The 12,107-nt window shown below is 55.1% G+C and carries 5 protein-coding genes and 2 pseudogenes; 4 read left to right on the forward strand and 3 right to left on the reverse strand.

Features of this window, described 5'->3' with window-relative positions; all coding sequences use genetic code 11:
- Positions 1–118 precede the first annotated feature (118 nt).
- The 3 genes from aceE to lpdA all read left to right on the forward strand — a co-directional run bounded on the left by aceE (position 119) and on the right by lpdA (position 6,283).
- Positions 119–2,782 carry a pyruvate dehydrogenase (acetyl-transferring), homodimeric type gene (gene aceE, locus IM282_RS05865; RefSeq protein ID WP_022647064.1) on the forward strand — a complete coding sequence of 888 codons (2,664 nt, stop codon included), beginning with the start codon at positions 119–121 and terminating at the stop codon, positions 2,780–2,782.
- Between the two features lie 14 nt (positions 2,783–2,796).
- The gene (aceF, locus tag IM282_RS05870) at positions 2,797–4,683 is read left to right on the forward strand and encodes a pyruvate dehydrogenase complex dihydrolipoyllysine-residue acetyltransferase (protein ID WP_192970223.1); all 1,887 of its coding nucleotides are present in this window, start codon (positions 2,797–2,799) and stop codon (positions 4,681–4,683) included.
- Between the two features lie 175 nt (positions 4,684–4,858).
- Positions 4,859–6,283 carry a dihydrolipoyl dehydrogenase gene (gene lpdA, locus IM282_RS05875; RefSeq protein ID WP_003856313.1) on the forward strand — a complete coding sequence of 475 codons (1,425 nt, stop codon included), beginning with the start codon at positions 4,859–4,861 and terminating at the stop codon, positions 6,281–6,283.
- Positions 6,284–6,335: 52 nt separating this feature from the next.
- Here lpdA and IM282_RS05880 read toward each other — a convergent pair whose 3' ends face one another.
- Together IM282_RS05880 and IM282_RS05885 are read right to left on the reverse strand one after the other, a co-directional pair.
- Entirely contained in the window at positions 6,336–7,127 is a 792-nt protein-coding gene (locus IM282_RS05880; protein ID WP_150312331.1) for a DUF2950 family protein, read from the reverse strand.
- A 10-nt stretch (positions 7,128–7,137) separates the two neighbouring features.
- Positions 7,138–8,655: a DUF3300 domain-containing protein gene (locus IM282_RS05885; protein ID WP_192970224.1), complete on the reverse strand. Its 1,518-nt coding sequence runs from the start codon at positions 8,653–8,655 to the stop codon at positions 7,138–7,140.
- A gap of 387 nt (positions 8,656–9,042) precedes the next feature.
- Here IM282_RS05885 and acnB point away from each other — a divergent pair.
- A pseudogene (gene acnB, locus IM282_RS05890) lies at positions 9,043–11,634 on the forward strand (bifunctional aconitate hydratase 2/2-methylisocitrate dehydratase); the annotation flags it as partial.
- Here acnB and yacL read toward each other — a convergent pair.
- Positions 11,620–11,934, reverse strand: a pseudogene (gene yacL, locus IM282_RS05895) (protein YacL); the annotation flags it as partial. The pseudogenes acnB and yacL overlap by 15 nt on opposite strands.
- Between the last annotated feature and the right edge of the window lie 173 nt (positions 11,935–12,107).

Below are 12,107 nucleotides of genomic sequence, written 5' to 3' on the forward strand. Positions count from 1 at the left end.
AGGTACTTTTAGAGCGCGGCAACTAAACGCAGAACCTGTCTTATTGTGTTCTTAACCGAGAGCACAATGGGACAGGTTCCAGACAAATCAACGTATTAGATAGATAAGGAATACCCCCATGTCAGAACGTCTCCAAAATGACGTGGATCCGATCGAAACTCGCGACTGGCTACAGGCGATCGAATCGGTCATCCGTGAAGAAGGTGTTGAGCGTGCTCAGTATCTGATTGATCAGCTGCTTTCAGAAGCGCGCAAAGGCGGCGTGAAAGTGGCTTCAGGTGCAGGGGCTAGCAACTACGTAAACACGATTGCCGTCGAAGACGAACCGGAATACCCGGGCAATCTGGATCTGGAACGCCGTATCCGTTCTGCTATCCGCTGGAACGCTATCATGACCGTTCTGCGCGCATCCAAGAAAGATCTGGAACTGGGTGGCCACATGGCGTCCTTCCAGTCCTCTGCGACCGTTTACGAAGTGTGCTTCAACCACTTCTTCCGTGCAGCCAACGAGAAAGACGGCGGCGATCTGGTGTACTTCCAGGGCCACATCTCTCCGGGCATCTATGCACGTGCTTTCCTGGAAGGTCGTCTGACTGAAGAGCAGATGAACAACTTCCGTCAGGAAGTTCACGGTAAGGGTCTGTCTTCTTATCCGCACCCTAAACTGATGCCTGAGTTCTGGCAGTTCCCGACCGTATCTATGGGTCTGGGTCCAATTGGTGCAATCTATCAGGCTAAATTCCTGAAGTACCTGGAACACCGTGGTCTGAAAGACACCTCTGAGCAGACCGTTTACGCCTTCCTGGGCGACGGTGAAATGGATGAGCCAGAATCTAAAGGCGCGATCACCATCGCGACCCGTGAGAAGCTGGACAACCTGTGCTTCATCATCAACTGTAACCTGCAACGTCTGGATGGTCCGGTAACCGGTAACGGCAAGATCATTAACGAACTGGAAGGCATCTTCGCGGGTGCAGGCTGGAACGTGATCAAAGTCATGTGGGGCGGTCGTTGGGATGAGCTGCTGCGTAAAGACACCAGCGGTAAACTGATCCAGCTGATGAACGAAACCGTTGACGGCGACTACCAGACCTTCAAATCCAAAGACGGTGCCTACGTTCGTGAGCACTTCTTCGGCAAATATCCTGAAACCGCAGCCCTGGTTGCAGACTGGACTGACGAGCAGATCTGGGCGCTGAACCGCGGTGGTCACGATCCGAAGAAAGTTTACGCTGCACTGAAAAAAGCGCAGGAAACCAAAGGTAAAGCGACTGTGATCCTGGCCCACACCATCAAAGGTTACGGCATGGGTGATACCGCAGAAGGTAAAAACATCGCTCACCAGGTTAAGAAAATGAACATGGACGGCGTGCGTTATATCCGCGACCGTTTCAACGTTCCAGTGACCGATGAGCAGGTAGAAAACCTGTCTTACATCACCTTCCCGGAAGGGTCTGAAGAGCACAAGTACCTGCACGAACGTCGTCAGGCGCTGAAAGGCTACCTGCCTGCTCGTCAGCCTAACTTCACCGAGAAGCTGGAACTGCCAGCCCTGGAAGACTTCTCTCAGCTGCTGGAAGAGCAGAACAAAGAGATCTCTACCACTATCGCTTTCGTTCGTGCCCTGAACGTGATGCTGAAGAACAAGTCAATCAAAGATCGTCTGGTTCCAATCATCGCCGACGAAGCGCGTACTTTCGGTATGGAAGGTCTGTTCCGTCAGATCGGTATCTACAGCCCGAACGGCCAGCAGTACACCCCGCAGGACCGTGAGCAGGTTGCATACTACAAAGAAGACGAGAAAGGTCAGATCCTGCAGGAAGGTATCAACGAGCTGGGCGCAGGCGCATCCTGGCTGGCTGCTGCGACCTCTTACAGCACCAACAACCTGCCGATGATCCCGTTCTACATCTACTACTCCATGTTCGGGTTCCAGCGTATCGGTGATCTGTGCTGGCAGGCAGGCGACCAGCAGGCTCGCGGCTTCCTGATCGGTGGTACTTCTGGTCGTACGACCCTGAACGGTGAAGGTCTGCAGCACGAAGATGGTCACAGCCACATTCAGTCTCTGACTATCCCTAACTGTATCTCTTACGACCCGTCTTACGCGTATGAAGTGGCAGTCATCATGCATGACGGTCTGCAGCGCATGTACGGTGAAGCGCAAGAGAACGTTTACTACTACATCACCACCCTGAACGAAAACTACCACATGCCGGCAATGCCAGCAGGTGCCGAGGAAGGTATCCGTAAAGGTATCTACAAACTCGAAACCATCGAAGGTAGCAAAGGTAAAGTTCAGCTGCTGGGCTCCGGTTCTATCCTGCGTCACGTTCGTGAAGCAGCGCAGATCCTGGCGAAAGACTACGGTGTGGGTTCCGATGTGTACTCTGTGACCTCCTTCACTGAACTGGCGCGTGATGGCCAGGATTGTGAGCGCTGGAACATGCTGCACCCAATGGAAACCCCACGCGTTCCGTACATCGCTCAGGTGATGAACGACGCGCCAGCGGTGGCGTCTACTGACTATATGAAACTGTTCGCTGAGCAGGTTCGTACTTACGTTCCAGCTGATGATTATCGCGTACTGGGTACTGACGGCTTCGGTCGTTCTGACAGCCGCGAAAACCTGCGTCACCACTTCGAAGTTGATGCTTCCTACGTGGTAGTAGCAGCACTGGGCGAACTGGCTAAACGTGGCGAAATCGATAAGAAAGTGGTTGCGGACGCAATCACCAAATTCAACATCGATGCAGATAAAGTTAACCCGCGTCTGGCGTAAGAGGTAAAAGAATAATGGCTATCGAAATCAATGTACCGGACATCGGGGCTGATGAAGTTGAAATCACCGAGATCCTGGTCAAAGTAGGCGACAAAGTTGAAGCTGAACAGTCGCTGATCACCGTAGAAGGCGACAAAGCCTCTATGGAAGTCCCGTCTCCTCAGGCTGGCATCGTTAAAGAGATCAAAGTCTCTGTTGGCGATAAAACCGAGACTGGCAAACTGATCATGATTTTCGATTCCGCCGACGGTGCAGCAGCTGCTGCACCTGCGCAGGAAGAGAAGAAAGAAGCCGCTCCTGCTGCTGCTCCAGCAGCGGCCGCGGCAGCGAAAGAAGTAAATGTGCCTGACATCGGCGGTGACGAAGTTGAAGTTACCGAAATCCTGGTGAAAGTGGGCGACACCGTTGCGGCTGAGCAGTCACTGATCACCGTAGAAGGCGACAAAGCCTCTATGGAAGTGCCAGCACCGTTCGCCGGTACCGTTAAAGAGATCAAGATCAACACCGGCGACAAAGTGTCTACCGGCTCGCTGATCATGGTCTTCGAAGTGGCGGGTGCAGCACCTGCCGCTGCGCCTGCTCAGGCTGCTGCTCCGGCTCCGGCCGCTGCACCAGCGGCTGCTGGCGGCGCGAAAGACGTTAACGTACCGGATATCGGCGGTGACGAAGTTGAAGTGACCGAAGTGATGGTGAAAGTGGGCGACAAAGTTGCCGCTGAACAGTCACTGATCACCGTTGAAGGCGACAAAGCTTCTATGGAAGTGCCTGCGCCGTTCGCCGGTACCGTTAAAGAGATCAAAATCAGCACCGGCGACAAAGTGTCTACCGGCTCTCTGATCATGGTCTTCGAAGTGGAAGGCGCAGCGCCTGCCGCCGCTCCGGCTGCCGCGGCTGCTCCGGCACCTGCTGCTGCACCGGCTCAGGCTGCTAAACCTGCTGCTGCTAAAGCAGAAAAATCTGAGTTCGCTGAAAACGACGCTTACGTCCACGCGACTCCGCTGATTCGTCGCCTGGCGCGCGAATTCGGTGTGAACCTGGCGAAAGTGAAGGGCACCGGCCGTAAAGGTCGTATCCTGCGTGAAGACGTTCAGGCTTACGTGAAAGACGCGGTGAAACGCGCCGAAGCTGCACCTGCGGCAGCCGCTGGCGGCGGTATCCCGGGCATGCTGCCATGGCCGAAAGTGGACTTCAGCAAGTTCGGTGAAATCGAAGAAGTGGAGCTGGGCCGTATCCAGAAAATCTCTGGTGCTAACCTGAGCCGTAACTGGGTGATGATCCCGCACGTTACGCACTTCGATAAGACCGATATCACCGATCTGGAAGCGTTCCGTAAACAGCAGAACGCCGAAGCCGAGAAGCGTAAGCTGGACGTGAAATTCACCCCAGTGGTCTTCATCATGAAAGCCGTTGCCGCTGCTCTGGAGCAGATGCCACGCTTCAACAGCTCCCTGTCCGAAGACGGCCAGAAGCTGACGCTGAAGAAATACATCAACATCGGTGTTGCGGTTGATACGCCAAATGGTCTGGTGGTTCCGGTCTTCAAAGACGTGAACAAGAAGAGCATTACCGAGCTGTCCCGTGAACTGACCACCATCTCCAAAAAAGCGCGTGATGGTAAGCTAACTGCCGGCGAAATGCAGGGCGGCTGCTTCACTATCTCCAGCATCGGCGGCCTGGGTACCACCCACTTCGCGCCGATTGTAAACGCGCCGGAAGTGGCTATCCTCGGTGTGTCCAAGTCCGCGATGGAGCCGGTGTGGAATGGCAAAGAGTTCGTGCCGCGTCTGATGATGCCAATCTCTCTGTCCTTCGACCACCGCGTAATCGACGGGGCTGATGGTGCGCGTTTCATCACCATCATCAACAACACCCTGAGCGACATTCGCCGCCTGGTGATGTAATCGAAAAGCCGGCCAGTCGGCCGGCTTTTTTCTGATAATCTCATGGGGTTTTTGAGGTTATTGGTGAAAGCGATAATTCGTGAGCCGTTTGTTGTTTCAAAATTGTTAACAATTTTGTAAAATACGGGCGGATAGAACGACCCGGTGGACGACGGGTATACATTAAGAGGTCATGATGAGCACAGAAATCAAAACTCAGGTCGTAGTACTTGGGGCAGGCCCGGCAGGTTACTCCGCAGCATTTCGCGCCGCGGATTTAGGTCTGGAAACCGTCATCGTAGAACGTTACAGCACCCTCGGCGGTGTTTGTCTGAACGTCGGCTGTATCCCTTCTAAAGCGCTGCTGCACGTAGCGAAAGTAATCGAAGAAGCCAAAGCGCTGGCTGAACACGGTATCGTCTTCGGCGAGCCGAAAACCGATATCGACAAAATTCGTACCTGGAAAGAGAAAGTTATCACTCAGCTGACCGGCGGTCTGGCGGGTATGGCCAAAGGCCGTAAAGTGAAAGTGGTAAACGGTCTGGGTAAATTCACCGGTGCGAACACCCTGGAAGTGGAAGGCGAAAACGGCAAAACCGTGATCAACTTCGACAACGCGATCATCGCGGCAGGCTCTCGCCCAATCGAACTGCCATTCATTCCACATGAAGATCCACGCGTGTGGGATTCCACCGATGCGCTGGAGCTGAAAACCGTTCCTAAGCGTCTGCTGGTTATGGGCGGCGGTATCATCGGTCTGGAAATGGGTACTGTGTACCATGCGCTGGGTTCAGAGATCGACGTGGTTGAAATGTTCGACCAGGTTATCCCGGCAGCCGACAAAGATATCGTTAAAGTCTTCACCAAACGCATCAGCAAGAAATTCAACCTGATGCTGGAAACCAAAGTGACTGCCGTTGAAGCGAAAGAAGACGGTATTTACGTTTCCATGGAAGGCAAAAAAGCCCCATCCGAACCACAGCGTTACGACGCCGTGCTGGTGGCTATCGGCCGTGTGCCGAACGGTAAAAATCTCGACGCGGGCAAAGCTGGCGTGGAAGTGGACGACCGTGGCTTCATCCGCGTTGACAAACAGCTGCGTACCAACGTGCCGCACATCTTTGCTATCGGCGATATCGTCGGTCAGCCAATGCTGGCGCACAAAGGTGTTCACGAAGGTCATGTTGCCGCTGAAGTTATCGCCGGCATGAAGCATTACTTCGATCCGAAAGTGATCCCATCTATCGCGTATACCGAGCCAGAAGTTGCATGGGTTGGTCTGACTGAGAAAGAAGCGAAAGAGAAAGGCATCAGCTACGAAACTGCCACCTTCCCGTGGGCTGCTTCTGGCCGTGCTATCGCGTCCGACTGCGCAGACGGTATGACCAAACTGATCTTCGACAAAGAGACTCACCGCGTCATCGGTGGTGCGATTGTCGGTACCAATGGCGGCGAGCTGCTGGGTGAAATCGGTCTGGCTATCGAAATGGGCTGCGACGCAGAAGACATCGCGCTGACCATCCACGCACACCCGACTCTGCATGAGTCCGTGGGCCTGGCGGCAGAAGTGTTTGAAGGTAGCATTACTGACCTGCCAAACGCGAAAGCGAAGAAGAAATAAGTTTCTTCAGATGAAAAAAGCGGCCTCAGGCCGCTTTTTTTATGCGCTGCGTTCAGGGTGTGACAGGCTGCCAGGTCTTATCCGGCTGGTATTCACTAAGAGCCTGCGCTTTCTGCGCCGAATCGTTGCCGAGATCTGCCTGATAAACCGCGTCATCCTGGTTAATTACAAAGCTCATTACCCCCGTCTGACCGTAGTTCACCGGCCAGGCGATCATTGCAAATCCTTTCTCATCCGGCAGGATGCGGAATCGGTAACCATGGTAACCCGCCCCCGACTGTGGAGGACTGAACGCCGGACCCAGTGGGCTGGGCGTTTCACCGGGAGCGACGGGCCAGTACAGTCCATCCTTTTTACCTTCAGAACTGACTATCTTCTGCGCGTACTTTTGGTTCATCGCAAAATAGCTCTGCTGGGCATCAACATAGGCGTGAAGCGCTTCGATGGCTGCGAGTTCGTTGCGCCCGATTTCGCGGGTCAGGATCTCTTCTGCGGCTTCCTGCATATCAAACTGCCAGCCAGATGCCGTTTTGACCACCGGGATCGGTAGCTGCCAGCCGTTATCGCCCACCACCAGGTGCGCCAAGTTGCCACTGATGACGGTTTTATGATGAACGTTCCAGTCGCGCAGGAAGCGATCGACCGCATCAGGATCAACGCCTTCGGGCGGCAGAAAATCGCGCCAGTTTTCACCGAGCAAATTGTTCATCGCACTTTCATTTTGCTCGCTGATGGCGCTTGCCAGCGCACTGGTCGCCTGTTCTGGCGAACTGAACGATTGCTGTGCCATGACGGTCGCCGAGACCATGAACAACACCATTCCACTGAGTAATTGACGTTTCATGTCGGCTCCCTTAACGATGACGGAATTCATGGCGTTCAGCGCGTTCGCCAGTGAGCTGGCGCGGCTGATGTTGACGAGTAGCGAGCTGCCGGCTTTGCGCCCCGCGCTGCTGCTGGGCTTGCCAGTTCGCGGAGCGGCTGTCGTTGCCGCTCAGGGCATTGGCCCGATGCAGCCTGGCTGGCTGCTGTACCGTCTGTGAAACCCGCTTCTCCTGTCTGTGCATGTCAGTCTGATGATGTACACGCTGCGGCGTGCTCGTCCGTTTTACGGCCTGCGGCCTGGTGTCATATCCACGATAGTTATTTCGCTGCGAGATCTGCTTCAACTGTTGCGTTGAGGCCAGACGTTGAGCATCCCGCGTGGCTGTATGTACTGAGTGTGGGAGGGTTTTACCCGTTGATTGTTCCATCTGGCTGAGAGCGGCCTGGCGCTGGCTGTCGCGATTGACTGGTTTTTGCTGCGTCGCGCTTAGCCCGGTGGCTGTATGTGTAGAGTGGAAGCGGTTAGCCAGCTGGTTATTCGGGTAAGGCACGCCTTCACGATAGGCAGGATTGTGCTGCCAGGTGTGGTTATTACCGTTCAGGTGCTGCCCGCTGATTCTGTTGAAATTATCCACGTTGATATTGATGTTGTTATCACCGTTGCGGTTATAACCGCCGTGATTGTCCCAGTCATCATCGTGATGATGGTGATCCCAGTCGTCATCATCCCAGTCAATATTGCTGAAAATGGCGTAGGTTGTAGCGACCCCGAGGCTAAAACCTAATCCTTTAACCAGACTGTCCGTGAATTGCTCGCCGGGTGAGGGCGGAAGATAGACCGGCGGGTAAGCGGTGTTAGGCCAGGTACCATAAACCGTATTCGGGTTATACGTAGGGACGTAAACCACCTGTGGATCGGCGGATTCAATTTTGATCACCGTTGGGCTGGTAGGCGTTGCGGTTGTCGTGGTTTTTGTCGATGCAGGTTTCGTGACGGTGGTGACCGTCTGCTGCGGTGTGGATTGCAGCGCACCCGTTTGTTGGGCCAGCAGGCGCAGCCGCTGTACGGAATCCATCACATCTTTCGGCTGTGCAAGGAAGGCGTCTCCCAGATTTTGTACCCATGGCGGATTTTCGCCCATCAACGACATCAGCTGAGGAAACGCAACCAGGGATTTTACGCTGGGATCCCACGGCTGGGTGGCTACCGCCTGCAGGGCGGCATCACCCTGCATTTTAGGATTGTCTTTCGACCACTGCGCGGCCTGAATAACATTTGACGGGTAGGTCGACGCCATCAAGATTTGCGACAGCAGGGCATCCGGGTAAAGCGCGACAGGGGCAACCCATTGGTCGATTTGCGCCGCAGTGTAGACCGGGGCAGCGACGGGCGCAGGCTGGGCTACCGGTGCGCCAGGTTGTTGTGTAACCGGAGCAGGCGTAGCAGGTTCCGTTGCGCGACTTTTAACGTACATGACACCCGAGGCGGCAAACAGCCCCGCACTGCAAAGCAGAACAAGAAGATGTGGCTTAAAAGGCAACTTCATAGATTGACTCCAACGAGACGAGTGCAGTGCCGTGAGGCGTTGCTGTTGCCGCGAGTATCATTCACTCGTGTTTTACAGTTTTGACTATTGTTGGGAAACCAACCGGAGCGTCCGGATAAAGAGTGTGAGTATTTATTACACAATTATATCGGATAGCTGAAAAGGCGACGGGAAAGAGGATAAGATTCGCCTCGTCTCCCCGCTACACCATGCTTAACGATTCAGCAAATAATTTAATGTTGCTTTTTTGTAAACAGATTAACACTGTGCAGAAATCCTGCTATGCTGCCCGACGCGGTATCGGGCATTTACCCTACAAACTGCTGTCTCACAGGAGCGTGAAGAGAACGCCCGCCGCATATGACAATGAGAGCGAGGAGAACCGTCGTGCTAGAAGAATACCGTAAGCACGTAGCAGAACGTGCCGCCGAGGGAATTGTACCCAAACCTTTAGATGCAACCCAAATGGCCGCGCTCGTCGAGCTGCTGAAGAACCCGCCTGAGGGCGAAGAAGAATTCCTGTTAGATCTGCTGATCAACCGCGTACCGCCTGGCGTAGATGAAGCTGCCTACGTAAAAGCCGGATTCCTTGCTGCTATCGCCAAAGGCGAAGCCACCTCCCCACTGGTTACTCCTGAAAAAGCCATTGAACTGCTCGGCACCATGCAGGGCGGCTATAACATTCATCCGCTGATTGACGCGCTGGACAACGAAAAGCTGGCACCGATTGCTGCCAAAGCGCTCTCTTCAACGCTGCTGATGTTCGATAACTTCTACGATGTAGAAGAAAAAGCCAAAGCAGGCAACGTTTACGCGAAGCAGGTTATGCAGTCCTGGGCCGATGCCGAATGGTTCCTGAACCGCCCTGCGCTTGCTGAAAAAATTACCGTGACCGTCTTTAAGGTTACCGGTGAAACCAACACCGATGACCTCTCTCCGGCTCCGGACGCGTGGTCTCGTCCTGATATCCCCCTGCACGCCCTGGCGATGCTGAAAAACGCCCGTGAAGGCATCGAGCCGGATCAGCCGGGTAGCGTTGGCCCGATTAAACAGATCGAAGCGCTTCAGGAGAAAGGTTTCCCGCTGGCCTACGTCGGTGATGTGGTTGGTACCGGTTCTTCCCGTAAATCCGCCACCAACTCCGTGCTGTGGTTCATGGGCGACGACATTCCGCACGTGCCGAACAAGCGCGGCGGCGGCCTGTGCCTCGGCGGCAAAATTGCGCCAATCTTCTTCAACACCATGGAAGATGCGGGCGCTCTGCCAATTGAAGTGGACGTGAGCAACCTGAACATGGGCGACGTGATTGACGTTTACCCGTATAAAGGCGAAGTGCGCAACCACGAAACCAACGAACTGTTGGCAAGCTTCGAGCTGAAAACCGACGTGCTGATCGACGAAGTGCGTGCCGGTGGCCGTATTCCGCTGATCATTGGCCGTGGCCTGACCACCAAAGCGCGTGAAGCGCTGGGTCTGCCGCACAGTGACGTGTTCCGTCAGGCGAAAGACGTGGCGGAAAGCAATCGCGGCTTCTCACTGGCACAGAAAATGGTCGGTCGCGCCTGCGGCGTCGCTGGTATCCGTCCTGGCGCGTACTGCGAGCCGAAAATGACCTCCGTGGGCTCTCAGGACACCACCGGTCCAATGACCCGTGATGAACTGAAAGACCTGGCGTGCCTGGGCTTCTCATCTGACCTGGTCATGCAGTCCTTCTGCCACACTGCGGCATATCCGAAGCCGGTTGACGTCACTACGCACCACACGCTGCCTGACTTCATTATGAACCGTGGCGGTGTCTCCCTGCGTCCGGGCGACGGCGTTATCCACTCCTGGCTTAACCGCATGCTGCTGCCGGATACCGTGGGTACCGGCGGTGACTCCCATACCCGTTTCCCGATTGGTATCTCCTTCCCTGCGGGCTCCGGTCTGGTGGCGTTTGCCGCAGCGACCGGCGTGATGCCTCTCGACATGCCTGAATCCGTGCTGGTGCGCTTCAAAGGCAAAATGCAGCCGGGCATCACTCTGCGCGATCTGGTGCACGCAATCCCGCTGTATGCCATCAAACAGGGTCTGCTGACCGTTGAGAAGAAGGGCAAGAAAAACATCTTCTCTGGCCGCATTCTGGAAATTGAAGGTCTGCCGGATCTGAAAGTTGAGCAGGCGTTCGAGCTGACCGATGCCTCTGCCGAGCGTTCTGCGGCGGGCTGTACCATCAAGCTGAACAAAGAGCCGATTATTGAGTATCTGACCTCCAACATCGTGCTGCTCAAGTGGATGATTGCGGAAGGCTACGGCGACCGCCGTACGCTGGAGCGTCGTATTCAGGGCATGGAAAAATGGCTGGCGGATCCGCAGCTGCTGGAAGCTGACGCTGACGCAGAGTACGCGGCGGTGATCGACATCGATCTGGCGGATATCAAAGAGCCAATCCTGTGTGCGCCAAACGATCCGGACGATGCGCGTCTGCTCTCTGACGTACAGGGCGATAAGATCGACGAAGTGTTCATCGGCTCCTGTATGACCAACATCGGCCACTTCCGTGCTGCCGGTAAGCTGCTGGATACTCACAAAGGCCAGCTGCCGACCCGTCTGTGGGTGGCGCCGCCAACCCGTATGGATGCGGCGCAGCTGACCGAAGAGGGCTACTACAGCGTGTTCGGTAAGAGCGGGGCGCGTATTGAAATTCCGGGCTGCTCCCTGTGCATGGGCAACCAGGCGCGCGTGGCCGACGGTGCGACAGTGGTTTCCACCTCCACCCGTAACTTCCCGAACCGTTTGGGTACCGGGGCGAACGTCTACCTGGCTTCTGCGGAGCTGGCAGCGGTTGCGGCGCTGATTGGCAAACTGCCAACGCCGGAAGAGTACCAGACCTTTGTGGCTCAGGTAGATAAGACGGCGGTGGATACCTATCGCTATCTGAACTTCGACCAGCTCTCTCAGTACACCGAGAAGGCTGACGGGGTGATCTTCCAGACCGCACAGCGACAGGCTTTCTTCGTCGTAGTAGCTCATCCCCTCTTCCATCTCATCACCCGAGAACTCAAGCTGGTTGGCACGCACCATCACCTCTTCGCCATCCATCCACAGGGTGTATTCGTGTCCGGCGCGTTGCCAGGAGCGTTCACTGCCTTTCACCGTTTCCGCTGCCTGTTCGACTTCATCCAGCAGCGCGAGGTTCTCTTTCACCTCTTCGTTAAACCAGTGTCCAACGGCTTCGTGCCCCATCGACATTCGCACTTTCACCACGCCGGTGATGTCGCGCAAAAATTCGTAATCCATAGCGTTTTCCTCTGCAAAGCCATTAGGGTAATTATCGCAGCAGAGAGGAAGAAAAAAAGCGGGAGAGGTGGGAGGAATGAAAATAAAAAAAATACCCCTCACCCTGGCCCTCTCCCAAAGGGAGAGGGAATAAAATCCCCCTTGCCCCTTGGGGAGAGGGGTTAGGGGTTAGG

Source organism: Enterobacter cloacae complex sp. P29RS (genome assembly GCF_014893445.1).
GTDB lineage: Bacteria > Pseudomonadota > Gammaproteobacteria > Enterobacterales > Enterobacteriaceae > Enterobacter > Enterobacter intestinihominis.